The organism is Streptomyces sp. NPDC007875, from assembly GCF_042868035.1.
Classification (GTDB): Bacteria; Actinomycetota; Actinomycetes; order Streptomycetales; family Streptomycetaceae; genus Streptomyces; species Streptomyces antimycoticus.
The window spans coordinates 84,133-96,325 of the sequence record NZ_JBIADZ010000029.1 but is presented as its reverse complement, the minus strand read 5'-3'; the positions used below and the strand labels follow the sequence as shown (position 1 = coordinate 96,325).

Annotated in this window: 13 protein-coding genes; 9 read left to right on the top strand and 4 right to left on the bottom strand. The window is 72.4% G+C overall.

Translation table 11 applies throughout. From position 1 onward, the window contains the following. Nucleotides 1-2 precede the first annotated feature (2 nt). Both ACFYOY_RS39725 and ACFYOY_RS39720 read right to left on the bottom strand, forming a co-directional pair. Nucleotides 3-707 carry a TIGR04222 domain-containing membrane protein gene (locus tag ACFYOY_RS39725; RefSeq protein WP_351882720.1) on the bottom strand — a complete coding sequence of 235 codons (705 nt, stop codon included), beginning with the start codon at nt 705-707 and terminating at the stop codon, nt 3-5. 135 nt (nt 708-842) lie between these two features. Beyond that, nucleotides 843-1,589 carry a fibronectin type III domain-containing protein gene (locus ACFYOY_RS39720; RefSeq protein WP_351882718.1) on the bottom strand — a complete coding sequence of 249 codons (747 nt, stop codon included), beginning with the start codon at nt 1,587-1,589 and terminating at the stop codon, nt 843-845. On the opposite strand from ACFYOY_RS39720, the gene ACFYOY_RS39715 reads away from it, so the two are divergent. Further along, nucleotides 1,580-1,804, top strand: a complete 225-nt coding sequence (locus tag ACFYOY_RS39715; RefSeq protein ID WP_351882716.1) for a hypothetical protein — start codon at nt 1,580-1,582, stop codon at nt 1,802-1,804. The genes ACFYOY_RS39720 and ACFYOY_RS39715 overlap by 10 nt on opposite strands. A gap of 817 nt (nt 1,805-2,621) precedes the next feature. Here the strand turns inward: ACFYOY_RS39715 and ACFYOY_RS39710 are convergent. After that, nucleotides 2,622-3,284 (bottom strand): 1,4-alpha-glucan branching protein, encoded by a 663-nt coding sequence (locus ACFYOY_RS39710; protein WP_351882714.1) that lies wholly within the window; start codon nt 3,282-3,284, stop codon nt 2,622-2,624. Between the two features lie 109 nt (nt 3,285-3,393). Next, nucleotides 3,394-4,035, bottom strand: coding sequence for a hypothetical protein (locus tag ACFYOY_RS39705; protein WP_351882712.1), 642 nt, complete (start codon nt 4,033-4,035; stop codon nt 3,394-3,396). A gap of 172 nt (nt 4,036-4,207) precedes the next feature. Here ACFYOY_RS39705 and ACFYOY_RS39700 point away from each other — a divergent pair, with 172 nt between their 5' ends. From ACFYOY_RS39700 to ACFYOY_RS39665, 8 genes are all read left to right on the top strand, one after another. Further along, complete coding sequence (locus ACFYOY_RS39700; protein ID WP_078641262.1) at nt 4,208-4,885, top strand: response regulator transcription factor; 678 nt, start codon at nt 4,208-4,210, stop codon at nt 4,883-4,885. Nucleotides 4,886-4,889: 4 nt separating this feature from the next. After that, nucleotides 4,890-6,539 carry an ATP-binding protein gene (locus ACFYOY_RS39695; RefSeq protein ID WP_388592524.1) on the top strand — a complete coding sequence of 550 codons (1,650 nt, stop codon included), beginning with the start codon at nt 4,890-4,892 and terminating at the stop codon, nt 6,537-6,539. Between the two features lie 102 nt (nt 6,540-6,641). Next, nucleotides 6,642-8,036 carry an ATP-binding protein gene (locus tag ACFYOY_RS39690; protein ID WP_351882708.1) on the top strand — a complete coding sequence of 465 codons (1,395 nt, stop codon included), beginning with the start codon at nt 6,642-6,644 and terminating at the stop codon, nt 8,034-8,036. Next, on the top strand, nt 8,036-8,485 hold the full coding sequence (locus ACFYOY_RS39685) for a roadblock/LC7 domain-containing protein (RefSeq protein WP_351882706.1): 450 nt from the start codon (nt 8,036-8,038) through the stop codon (nt 8,483-8,485). The genes ACFYOY_RS39690 and ACFYOY_RS39685 overlap by 1 nt, the downstream gene beginning before the upstream one ends. Then, complete coding sequence (locus ACFYOY_RS39680) at nt 8,482-8,847, top strand: DUF742 domain-containing protein (protein WP_059148057.1); 366 nt, start codon at nt 8,482-8,484, stop codon at nt 8,845-8,847. Before ACFYOY_RS39685 ends, ACFYOY_RS39680 begins: the two co-directional genes overlap by 4 nt. 7 nt (nt 8,848-8,854) lie before the next feature. Then, nucleotides 8,855-9,574: an ATP/GTP-binding protein gene (locus ACFYOY_RS39675; protein ID WP_388592542.1), complete on the top strand. Its 720-nt coding sequence runs from the start codon at nt 8,855-8,857 to the stop codon at nt 9,572-9,574. Beyond that, complete coding sequence (locus ACFYOY_RS39670; protein ID WP_351882702.1) at nt 9,571-10,914, top strand: cytochrome P450; 1,344 nt, start codon at nt 9,571-9,573, stop codon at nt 10,912-10,914. Before ACFYOY_RS39675 ends, ACFYOY_RS39670 begins: the two co-directional genes overlap by 4 nt. Then, complete coding sequence (locus tag ACFYOY_RS39665) at nt 10,911-12,176, top strand: cytochrome P450 (RefSeq protein WP_388592521.1); 1,266 nt, start codon at nt 10,911-10,913, stop codon at nt 12,174-12,176. The genes ACFYOY_RS39670 and ACFYOY_RS39665 overlap by 4 nt, the downstream gene beginning before the upstream one ends. Nucleotides 12,177-12,193: the final 17 nt, after the last annotated feature.

The window sequence follows — 12,193 nt, the reverse complement described above, 5'->3', positions numbered from 1 at the left end:
ACCTAGTCGCTGCCGCCCCCGCCACCACCGCCGCCGCAGGAGTGGTGGCCGCCGCCGTAGTCGCCGCCGTGGCCACCGCCGTGGTCGCCGCCGTGGCCACCGCCGCGGTCGTCGCCCCACGAGTGCGTCTCGTAGAAGGACTCGTGGTCGGGGTAGCCGGGGTCGTAGGCGATGAGGACGTGCCGCTCCCAGTAGGCCGGATCGCCGTTCGGGATGGGGATCGCCGCGCTGACGGCCTTGCGCCGCGCCGGCTCCGGGAGGACGACGGGGCCGTGGAAGACGTACGAGGGGAGCGACCCCTCCCGCACGGCCGCCTCCACGCGGCGCCGGCCCGTGCGGGTGGGGCGGCCCCGGAAGCGGGTGAGCAGACCGCTGGAGGCGAGCCGATCCCGGATCGCCTCCAGCTCGGGTGCGCCGAGCAGCGTGGGGACCACGTGGTCCACCGGCTTCGAGCGGGGGCACAGCGTGATGAGCGCGCGCTCGACCGGGTGTCCGGCCTCCCCCACCGCCTTGGCGTGTATCCGGGAGCGCCGGAGGGTGATCACATCCCGCTCCTGAAGCGCTATCAGGAGGGTCTGGATCACCCACCGCCGCCCGCCCACCAGATAGGCGATGTCATAGAGGTCCAGCGCCTGACCCGCCGCCTCCTGTGGCTCCGCCGAGGCGGGGCGTCTGGATATGGCCCACATCGGAATGCCCCCGTCCATCCACGTCCATCCGAGTACATGTGAACTACTCACTTACTGTCAGTTTTGTCCGCCTGAACGGTGATGAACCCGGATCGGCGTGGTTTCAGAGCAGGATTTGAGCTTTCCCGCCCTTATCCGGATAGGGTCGCGCCCTTATTCGGACGGGGTCGTGACGGATACCTCGGCAGACGAGCCGGTGCCGGTGGCCGTCAGTGCCGCGATCGACAAGGTGTACGCGGTGGACGGACGCAGATTGCCGATCACCCGCAGCATCCCCTTGGCCCGGGGCTGGGCGACCAGGACGTCGCGGCCGGTCACGATGATGGTGCGGCCGTCGGAGACGCTGATCCGGTAGCCGATGACCGGGGTGTCGCCGGTGGTCTTGGGCGGCGTCCAGGACAGCCTGGCGGCCGTGGCCTCCGCGTTGGCCTTCACGCCGGTGGAGGCGGCGGGCAGGGTGCCGGGACCGTCGGCGGTGGGCGTGACGGGGGCGGCGGCCAGCGACCTCTCGCTCTGCCCCACCCGGTTGCGGGCCGTGACGGTCACCGTGTACGGCGTGCCGATGGTGAGCCCGTCGACCACCGCGTACGCGGTGCGCTTGAAGCGCGCCGCCGGGATGGTTGCGGAGACGGTGTGGGTGCCGTTGGTGGCGGTGACGGTGTACGAGGTGACCGGGGACCCGCCATTGACGTACGACGGGTTCCAGGTGACGTACGCCGAGCCGTCCGCCGCGAAGTCGCCCACGGGGGTGGGTGCTTCGGGCACGGAGCGGTCGGCGGACGTGCCGCCGAGCAGTCCTCGGCAGCGGGGTTCGAGACCGGCCGCGGCCACGATGTCGGCGCCGGGGTGCGTCCACCCCGCCGATCTCCATGCCGTTGCCGGAGATGTCGGTGAAGACATTGCCGCGCACGGTGGTGTTCTGTGTTCCGGTGCCGAGTTCGAGCCCGGCCGCGCCGAGGTGGACGAAGGCGTTGTGGGAGAACTCCAGGTCACGGCCGTGGCTGATGGCCACGTTGCCGGGCATCCTGGTCCAGGACGCGTACGGGCAGGTGCCGCCCGGGGTGTATTCGCACAGCCCCTGGGTCTTCCAGCCCTCCGCGCCGGTCACCGTGTAGCCCGCCTGCACCTCGGAGAAGCCCTCGGGTGAGGAGGGGGTGAGCCAGGTGGCGTACGAGAACTGGATGCCCCGCAGGGCGATGTCGTGCAGCGGCGCGCTCCCGGTGCCCCGCCCGTCGACCAGCTTCTCCAGGACCGGTGTCTCCACATCCGCGGTGCGCGGGTTCTCCCCGGCGCGCGGGCGGTAGTAGACGGTGCAGGTGTGCCGGTCGAGGTACCACTCTCCGGGCTGGTCGAGGGCCTCGAAGACGTTCTCGACATAGCCGGGCAGGGCGTCACTGTGAGCTTGCCGGGGCCGACCATGTTGATGCCGCGGCCGGGGATGTCGGGGAACTCCACGCGCTTGGTGGAGTTGTCCCAGCACGGCGCGCGCACGCCGTTCACGTACAGCTGCCGGGTGTTGTGCAGCCCGGCGGGCGCGGGCGGACCACAGTCCGGACCTGCCCGTGACCGGCTTCCAGCGCAGGACGGCCCGGCCGCCGCTGAACACCGTGCCCTTGCTGCCCTGCCAGATGACGCGGTGCCCCTTGCCCCCGGAGTCACGGGAGTCGAGGACGAGCGGGCGGGCGAGGCGGTACGTACCCGGCGCGAGGTGCACCGTGAGGTCGGCGGTGAGGCGGTCGGTGCGCTGCCGTACGAGGTCGCGGGCGCGCTCGGGGGTGCGGACGGGGGCGGTGCGGGTGCCGGGCGCGACCGCCTTGCTTCGCCCCTAGGGCATCAATTCATTGGATCTATCGGCCTGGTGCTGGTCTCATAGCGCGGCGGGAGCACCGGCCACCGCCGACACCCCCGCCCTCGCCCCCGCCCAACAGGGCGTCAGGACACCGTGTCGTAGAGGACGGCGAACCGGCCGCGCGCCTCCTCGTCCTCCGACAGCCGCCAGCCCGCGCTGACATGGCCCCGGACCCCGGCCGTCTCCGCACCGGAGTCCGGACGCAGAACGCGCGTCACCTGAAGGGCTGCCCCGTCGCCCAGCAGCAGGCGGGTGCCGTCCGGTCCGTTGGCGACGGCCGCCGCCTCGGCGGCCCCGGCCGGGACCTCGAACCCGGCCCCGGTCACCTCGGTGGTGACGGAGGGGTCCGGAGTGTCGGACAGGCTCTGCGCCTGCGGCTCGGCGCGGCCCTGGAGGAGCGCGAGCAACTGGCCCACGAGCACCGGGTCGTGTGCCCCGTCGTAGATCCACCGCCGACCCAGCACCCCGTGCTCGGTCGTGCCGATGAGGGCCTGCTCGGCTCCGTCGAGCGGTGCCGCGCGATAGGTCATGGGTACGTGGTACCAGGCGGGCCGATCACCGGCGTCGTCCCGCATCACCATGAACTCGATGCCCACCTCGCCCTCCGGGTCGTCGAGCCGGAAGCCACCGGCCCGCGACAGCTCCGGCGCGCGCTGGGCGGCGGCGTACCACGGCTGCCCGGGCAGCCAGGCCGTGAGCAGTTCCACCTTGGTCGGACTCATCGTGGTCTTGTGAATGATCGACATGACGGGAGAACGCCCTGCCCCGGCGTGTGCTTCCCACCGAACGCGCGAGGGCCCGGCGCGCCGTGCGCGCCGGGCCGCTGGCCGATCCCCCCACGGGCCGGCCAGTGGTTCAGGAGCGGGTCGCCCCGACCGCCGCCTTCGTCGCGTCCGCGGACCGGTCGTCGGCGCGGTGCCCCTCCTTGATCACCACGATCTCGCAGGTCTTGGACGGCTTACCGGGCTTGGCCGGCTCACTGGGCCTGGTCGGCTTACCCGGCTTGGTCGGCGTCGTGGGGCGGGCGGGAACGGCGGAGACGTCGTCCTTGCTCCCGGCCTTGCCCTTGATGATGACGACCGTGCACACCTTGCCGGGCTTGCCCGGGAAGGCGGGGATGGTGGGGATGGCGCAGACGTCGCCGTGCCCGCGGGCACCGTCCTTCGGCGCCACGGTGACCTTCTTGCCGTCGGCCTTGACCGCCGCGGTGACCTTCTCACCGTGGGCCTTCACCGCCGCGGTGGCCTTGCCCACCTCGGTCAGCTCGACCGACTTGGCGGACTTGGCGGGCTCGGCGCCGCGCACCACCCGGCAGGTGATCGTGTCGCTGGGCTTCGACTTCGCCTTGGAGGCGGAGGCCGACGCCGAGGAGGGCGACGAGGCCGAGGACGAAGCCGAGGCGGGAACCGCGGCCCCCAGCGCCAGGGCACCGGCCGCCATGGCGAGCACGACACCGCGCCGCTTCGCGGATGTGGCACGAGGCAGGAAGTGAGACATGGGCACAGCTCTCCTTCGTTCGGGGAGTGGAACTGGCTGCCGAAGGACCCTTGATCCGTCGGCGCACCCACCGTGGCGCACCGATGCTGAGTCCTCGCTGAACCCCCTGAGGCCCCGCTGAAACCGGTGCCGGTTCAGCGGGGCCTCAGCTTGCCCGTGCCATCCTGACCGCGTGCGCATACTGGTGGTGGAAGACGACGCCCGGCTCCGCGAACTGCTCACCGAGGGCCTGGAGCAGGAGGGTTTCACCATCGAGACGGCGGCGGACGGGCCCAGCGGCCTGGCGCTCGCCCGCTCCGGCGGATACGCGGCGATCGTGCTGGACGTGATGCTCCCCGGATGCTCCGGCTACCAGCTCTGCTCGCGGCTGCGCGAGAAGGGCGACTGGACGCCGATCCTGATGCTCACCGCCAAGGACGGCGAGTACGACGAGGCCGATGGGCTCGACGTGGGCGCGGACGACTATCTGACCAAGCCGTTCTCCTTCGTCGTCCTGATCGCACGGGTGCGGGCCCTGGTGCGGCGCGGCGGGCTGGACCGGCCCGACGTGCTGGAGCTGGGCGATCTGCGGCTGGAGCCCGCCGCGTTGGCCTGTGCGCGGGGGAAGGAGGAGGTCACGCTCACGGCCAAGGAGTTCGCCGTGCTGGAGTACCTCGCCCGGCGCGCAGGCCAGGTGGTCTCCAAGTCCGAGATCGTGCAGAGCGTGTGGGACACGGCGTACGACGGCGGGGCCAATCTCGTCGAGGTCTACATCCGGAGCCTGCGCCGGAAGATCGATGTGCCGTACGGACGGCAGTCGATCCGCACGATACGGGGCGCGGGCTATCTGCTGGCCCGCGACGGAGGGTGAGACGGTGCGGCACATCAGCGCGGACGCGGGGCGCACGGCGGACACGGGGCACATCGCGGGCTCTGGACAGGACGTCGGACCGGACGTCGGGCCGGATGCCGGACCGGACGTCGGGCCGGACGTCGGGCCGGACGTCGGACCGGATGCCGGGCCGGATGCCGGGCCGGATGCCGGGCCGGACGTCGGACCGGACGTCGGACCGGACGTCGGACCGGATGCCGGACCGGACGTCGGACCGGACGTCGGACCGGACGTCCGGCAGGACATCAGGCAGGACGTCGGGCATACGGCCGACGCTGAGGACCCAGCGCACCCGGGACGTCGCCGCCCGCGCCTGACGTCCGGGTTGAGCGTGCGCGCCAAGGCCGTGCTGGCGGCCGCCGGGACCGTGGCCTTCGCGATCGGGCTGTGCATGCTGGCCCTGGTGCTGGCCCTGCAGCACAACCTCCGCGCCAGCGCCGACCTGGACGCCAGGAACGCCGCCGTGGCGATCAAGGGCCAGTTGGCGCAGACCCGCCCCGCGCCGCAGCGGGCACTCATCGTCGCCCCCGGCGCGGTGACGATCAAGGACGTCTCCGGCCGGACGGTCACCCCCACCATGCCGACAGCGGCCGGCTCGCAGGAGACAGAGGCCACCCCGCGGGACTCGGACGGGGCCACGATGTTTCCGGCCGAGCCCGTCGAGTCCATCCAGGCCGGGCAACGTTACAGCGTAAAGGTGAGCCCCTCGACCACCGCCGTCGACAACGCCACCGGTCTGCTGCTGCGCCAGGCCGCCCCCGCGGCCGCCGGGCTGGTGCTGTTCGTTGCGGGGCTCACCTGGCTGCTCGTGGGGCGCGCCCTGCGCCCGGTCGCCGCGATGCGGCAGGAGTTCACCGAGATCACCGAGCGCGATCTGCATCGCCGGGTGCCGGTGCCCCGGGCGCGGGACGAGATCCACCGGCTGGCGCGCACCATGAACGCCACGCTGGACCGGCTGCACCGGGCCATGACCCGGCAGCGGCAGTTCGTGGCCGACGCCTCGCATGAGCTGCGCAGCCCCATCGCGGCCGTGCGCGCCCAGCTCGAACTGGTCTTGGCCCGCCCGTCGCGTACCGACTGGCCGGCCGCCGTGCACAAGGCACTGCGGGACACCGACCGGCTGCAGGCGGTCGCCTCCGATCTGCTGCTGCTCGCCCGGCTCGACGCGCAGGAGGCGCCGCGCACCGCGGCGGTGGACCTCGGCGCGCTGGCGGCCGAGGAGGTACGGCGCCACCCGGGCGCGCTCACGTTGGCCGGGGAGCAGGAGCGGGCGGCTGTGGTGACCGGCAGCCGGGTGCAGCTGTCCCGGCTGCTCACCAACCTCGCCGACAACGCCCGCCGGCACACCCGTACCACCGTCTCGATCACCGTGGCGGTCCGCGGTGGCCTGGTCGAACTGGCCGTGGACGACGACGGTCCGGGCATCCCCGAAGCCGACCGCGAGCGTGTTTTCGAGCGGTTCACCCGGCTGGATGACGCCCGGGCCCGCCAGGACGGCGGCACCGGTCTCGGGCTCGCCATCGCCAATGACATCGCTCACGCCCACGGTGGCACCCTTACGGTGCTCACCAGCCCGCCGGGCGGGGCTCGCCTGCTGTTGTGTCTGCCGCGGACGGACGTCACCCAACCCTGACCCCGGTACGGACGCGGCGGCTCACTCGTGAGAGTTTGGCAACTACCGGACCAGACTGATCAGTTGGTCAGTAGTATCTGCCCTTTCCTGGCCGTGTCCCAGATGGAGGTGTCAAAGGTGCTGTCGGGGACGGAGGCCGTCGTCGTGGCCGCGTCCGCGGTGCTGGTACTGGTGCTGTCGCTGTGCCTCACCTGGGTGGTCAGACTCCGTCGCGCGCTGGCTGACGCGCGTACGGCGACCGAGCGAGAACGAGCCGTTTCCGAACGGGAACGAGCCAATACCGCGCGCGAGCGTGCGCTGGCGGCCGAGCGCGGCGAAGAGGTCGCGCGGCTGGCCGCCGTACAGAGCGATCTGGACGAGGCGGCGCGCCGGGAGCGGAGGCTGCGCGACTCCGTCCAGGCGTCGTTCGAGTCCGTGGCCCGCAATATGCACGCCATGTCGATGGTGCAGCAGCAGGTCCTCGACGGCCTCGAGCAGCATGTCGAGGACGCGCGGCTGATGGGCGAGGTGATGAAGGCGGACCACGCCGCCGCCCAGATGACCCGTAAGGCCCAGACGCTGCTGGTGATGTGCGGGATCTGGCCCGCGCGGCGGGAGACCCGGCCGGTGTCGCTCTTCGACTGTGTGCGGGGCGCGCAGTCGCGCATCGTGGAGTTCGGCCGGGTGGACGTCCACGGCGGGCAGACCCTCTACGCGGTGGCACCCGCCGTGGAGGGCCTGATGCACGCGGTGGCCGAACTCCTGGAGAACGCCACGGTCTTCTCCCCCTCCCGCACCCAGGTCGCGGTCGCCGTCCGGGAGGTCGCGGCGGGCGCGGTCATCGAGATCGACGACGCGGGGCTCGGCATGCCGCCGGATGTGCTGGAGAAGGCCGTGGGCCAGCTGCGGGACGGTCTGGACCTGGCCCAGCTGGGGGCCGTGCCGCGGCTGGGGCTCGCCTGTGTCGGGCGCTGGTCGCGGGAGCTGGGCTTCGGGGTGGAGCTGTCCACGGCGTCGGCGTACGGCGGCACCCGGGTGGTGGTCTTCGTACCCCATCGGCTGCTGACCGAGCCGGCGAGCGCGGTCCGGGCGGCCGACCACAAGCCGGTGGTCGTGGAGCCCGTGACCGTCGGCACGGTGAGCCACGACGCGGGCGGCACCGGCCTCGGCCCGGCCGCCGCGGAGCCGAGCGGGAGCGGCTCGCTCAACGGCCTGTCCGTGGACGACGCCCCCGAGGCCCCCGCGCCGCTCGGCACCGGGCTGCCCCGGCGCCGCAACCGCCGCCGCCCGGCCTCCGGAAGCACCCCGGCCGACACGGCCGGTGCGGCCACCGCTTCCGGCGCCGCGCCCACCCCGCACACCAGTGCCTCCTGGACGCCGGAGGCCGCCCGCGCCTCCATCACCAGCGTCGTCTCCGGCACCCGCCGCGGACGGGTGGAAGCGGAGGCGGAGGACGGGGCCGTACCGCTGACGGAGGAAAAGAGTCCGGACCGAGAAGACCGAGAAGGAGGCCGGTAGTGGCCGGAACCATATCCAAGTTGCCCGACGTTGGATGGATGCTGCGTCCGCTGACGGGGATCCCCGGGGTGCGGCATGCCGTCGTCGTCTCGGAGGACGGTCTGCGCATGGGCCACGACTCCGCCGAGGGGCTGTCCGGGGAGGTCTCCCGGCTCGGTGTGGACGAGGCCGAGTCGCTGGCCGCCGCCTGTGCCGCGCTGACGGTGACCAGCCAGTCCACCGTGTCGCTGCTGTTCGGCGACGAGGCGGGGGTGCGGCAGCTGATGATCGAATCCGACAGCGGGTTCGTGCTGTTCACCTCGGCCGGTCAAGGCGCCTCGCTGGGGGTGGCCACCGACACCGAGACGGATGTCGGCCTGGTGGCCCAGCAGATGCAGTTACTGGTCGCGAAGATCGGTGCCCATCTGAGCAGTCAGCCGCGGGATGCGATGGGCCGCCCGGCGTCATGAGCTCGCCCGGCGAGGAACGCACGACGGCCGCGGTGCGCCCCTATGTGATCACACGGGGGCGCGCCGGTTCCTCACGGGATGCTCTGCCGCTGGAAACGCTCGTCATGGCGTCCGGGAGCGCGCTGCCGCCGCATCTGCAGCCCGAGTACCGGCGGATCGCCGACCACTGCCAGGGGCTGCTGTCGGTGGCGGAGGTCGCCGCCCATCTCGGTCAGCCGCCGGCCGTGGTGCAGGTGCTGCTCGCGGATCTCATCGACTGGGGGCACATCGTGGCGCGTCCGCCGATCCGGGTGGTCAAGCGAAAACGTGCCGATTTGGACTTGCTGAGGAAGGTGCTCGATGGGCTTGAGAGCAAGCTCTGAGATCTCGATGGCCGGTACGGACGGCACAACGCAGACGAACCCCACGGCCCGCCAGGGCGACGCGGACCGCACGACCCGCACAGACCACACCAACGAGACAGGCGATACGGACGAGACGGGCGATACGGACGACATGGACGACATGGACGACACCCCCGTCATGTACGTGCAGTCCAGCGTGGCCGGGGCCGCCAAGATCCTGGTGGTCGGCCCGATGGGCGTCGGCAAGACCACGCTGATCGGCACGGTGTCGGAGATCAAGCCGCTCTCCACCGAGGCGACGATGAGCCAGGCCGGGGCCCGGCTCGACACCAAGGTGCGGCCGTCGAAGACCACGACCACCGTCGCGCTGGACTTCGGGCGGATCACCCTCGGCGGCGAGCTGGTGCTGTATCTCTTCGGCACCCCCGGCCAGCAGCGGTTCCTCCCCGCCTGGAAGGACCTGGCGCGCGGCGCGCTGGGCGCGCTCGCACTGGTCGACACCCGCGATCTGGAGGCGTCCTTCGACGCCATCGGGCATCTGGAGGACCTGGATGTGCCGTTCTCCGTCGCGGTCAACGCCTTCCCGGACAGCAAGCCGCACAGCGAGGACGATCTGCGCTCCGCGCTCGATCTGCTCCCGCACACCCCGCTGGTCATCTGTGACGCCCGGGAGCACCAGTCCTCGGTCAAGGCGCTGATCTCGCTCGTCTCGCATCTGATCGAGACGCTCACGGAGGCATCATGACCGCCCCGGCCCCCACCCGGGTGCCGCTGTACGGAACCGCGCTCGACGGTCCGCTGACCGACCTGTACGAGCGGATGCGGCGCGACCACGGTCCGGTGGTCCCGGTGGAGATCGCGCCCCGGGTCGAGGCATGGCTGGTCATCGGCCACCGCGAGCTGCTCCATCTCACCCGCGACGAGCAGTACTTCTCCCATGACCCGCGCCGCTGGAGCCCGCTGCGCGAGGGCCGGGTGGCGGCCGACTCACCGCTGATGCCGCTGGTGGGCTGGCGCCCGGCGCTGCTGTTCGCCGACGGCGCGGCGCACCGCCGGATGCGCTCGGCGGTGGCCGACGCGCTGGGGCGGGTCAACGGCCATGAGCTGATCCGTACGGTGCGGGCCACCGCGGAGCGGCTGGTCGCCGGGTTCGCCGACCGGCATGCGGCGGATCTGGTCGAGAGCTACGCGCGTCTCCTGCCGCTGCAGGTCGTCACCGAACTGCTGGGGCTCGACGAGGAGAACGGGGCGCGGCTGGTCGAGACGCTCACCACGATCGTCGCCCCGACCGTGGCCGCCACCGGCGCCAACAAGCGGATGGGCCAGATCCTGCTGGAGCTGATCGCCGGGAAGAAGCGGCGGCCGGGCGCGGATCTGACGTCCTGGCTGCTGGAGCACCCCGTCGGGCTCAGCGACGAGGAGGTGCTGCACAACCTCGTGGTGATCATCGTCGCGGGGAACAACACCACGGTGAACTGGATCGCCTCCACGATCCAGATCCTGCTCACCGACCCCGCGTTCCGCTCCTCGCTGACCCACGGCCATCTCACCGTCGACGACGCCCTGGACCTGGTGCTGTGGCGCCAGCCGCCCACCCAGAACTTCCCCGGCCGCTACGCCACCCGCGATCTGCGCTTCGGCGGCCAGGACATCCGCGCCGGGGACATGCTCATCCTGGGTCTCGCGGGCGCCAACGCCGATCCGGACGTACTGCCCGAGGACGGGCGGCCGGTGGTCGGCAACCGCTCGTACCTCGCCTTCGGCGCGGGCCCGCACACCTGCCCGGCCCGCGACCCGGCCCGGCTGATCACCCGTACCGCCGTGGACACCCTGCGCCACCGGCTGCCCGATATGGAGATCGCAGTGCCGGAGGAGCAGCTTCCGTGGATCACCTCGCCGTGGTCCAAGGGGCTGGCCAAGCTGCCGGTGCGGTTCTCCGCGCCGCAGCTCGCCGCCCAGTCCCCGGCCCGGACCTCGGGCTCCCCGGCCCGGACCTCGGGCTCACCCGCTCCTCCGACCTCGCACTCCCCGGCTCCGACCCCCGCCTCCCCGGCCCCCGACTCCCCCGCAGGAGACCGCAGATGACCGATGGCCGATGCCCCGTGTCGCACGCCGACCTCGCACCGCACCGCCTGGACCCCACCGGGGCGCGCCAGCACGCGGTCAACGAAGAGCTGCGCGCCCGCGGAGCCGCGGTCCCGGTCCTGCTGCCCGGTGACGTGCCGGGGTACGCCATCACCCGGCACGAGGAGCTGAAGGACTTCGTCACCCACCCCGACGTGGCCAAGAACGCCTGCCACTTCGCCGCCCTGCAGCGGGACGAGCTCCCGCCCGGCTGGCCGATGCGGACCTTCGCCACCGTCCGGGGCATGATCACCGCGGACGGCGAGGACCACAAGCGGCTGCGGTCCCTGGTGACCCGGGCCTTCACCCCGCGCCGGGTGGAGGCGCTGCACCCGGTGGTCCATGAGCTGACCGGCACGCTGCTGGACCGGCTGGCCGGGGCCGCCGCCGCGGATCCGGACGGGGTGGCCGACCTGCGCCGCCACTTCGCGCTGCCGCTGCCGATGAGCGTGATCTGCCGGCTCCTGGGCGTCGACGACCAGTACCAGGACCGGCTGCACGAGCTGTCCAACGAGATCGTCTCCACCCACACCGCCCCGGAGCGGGTCCCGGCCGCCAACCGCGAGATGGTCGCGATCCTCGGCCAGGTGGCGGCGGCCCGGGCGAAGGACCCCGGCGACGATCTGACCAGCGCGCTGATAGCGGCCCGTGAGGAGGACGGCGACCGGCTCGCCGAGGAGGAGCTGATCGGCACCCTGATGCTGACGATCATCGCCGGGCACGAGACCACGCTCAACCTGATCACCAACGCGGTGCGGGCGCTGTGCAACCACCGCGACCAGCTCGACCTTGTTCTCTCTGGTGCCGCCACCTGGGGCGATGTGGTCGAGGAGACGCTGCGGTACGACGGCCCGGTGAGCTACTTCCCGTTCCGCTACCCCACCAGGGACCTCCCGGTCGGGGACACGGTCATCCCCAAGGGCGCGCCCGTGCTCGTCTCGTACACCGCCGCCGGGCGCGACGAGCGGGCGTACGGCCCGGACGCCGGCCGCTTCGACGTCACCCGGGGCGCCCGCCATCTGTCCTTCGGCCACGGCGCCCACTTCTGCCTGGGCGCCCCGCTGGCCCGGATGGAGGCCGTGATCGCCCTCGAGGCGCTCTTCACCCGCTTCCCCGGCCTCGATCTGGCCGTTCCGGACGAGGAGCTGGTCCCGCACCCCAGCTTCGTCGGCAACAGCCCGCAGCGGCTCCCCATCCGGCTCGGGGCGGCTCACAGCGCCTGAGCCGGTGCGCTGAGGGC